1 protein-coding gene is annotated in these 476 nt (G+C 43.7%); it reads left to right on the top strand.

Translation table 11 applies throughout. From position 1 onward, the window contains the following. Positions 1–48: 48 nt before the first annotated feature. On the top strand, positions 49–476 hold a 428-nt coding region (locus tag IC21_RS00525), incomplete at its 3' end, for a transposase (protein ID WP_235801092.1).

Here is a 476-nt window from a genome sequence, read left to right as displayed (position 1 = left end):
ATTTTTTTCCACTCATTTGCCCCTTCGAGTAAAATTTTACACATACTCATGACTTCCGATCTTGACGCGGTAATTAAATCAGCGGTTGTCCTCGTGTTAAACGAGTTTATGGAAAAGGAAAGGGATGACTATTTAAAAACGAGCCCTTATGAACGCGCTGTTGAACGCCGGGATTACCGGAACGGTTACTATGAACGCGAGCTGTTGATGAGCATCGGCAATGTTACATTAAAAGTTCCCCGGACACGTAATGGCGAATTCTCAACTACCTTATTTGAAAAGTATGCCAGATGTGACCAAGCTTTCGTCCTTTCAATGTTGGAGATGGTCATCAATGGCGTCTCTACCCGTAAGGTCACAAATGTCGTAGAACAGCTTTGCGGTAAGAATGTATCCAAGTCGTTTGTCTCTTCCCTTACGCAAAAACTGGATCCCATTGTGAATGCTTGGGCCGAGAGACCGTTGAATACAACCTA

The sequence above is a fragment of the Heyndrickxia coagulans DSM 1 = ATCC 7050 genome, from assembly GCF_000290615.1.
GTDB lineage: Bacteria > Bacillota > Bacilli > Bacillales > Bacillaceae_C > Weizmannia > Weizmannia coagulans.
This window is presented reverse-complemented; position numbering and strand designations above follow the sequence as displayed.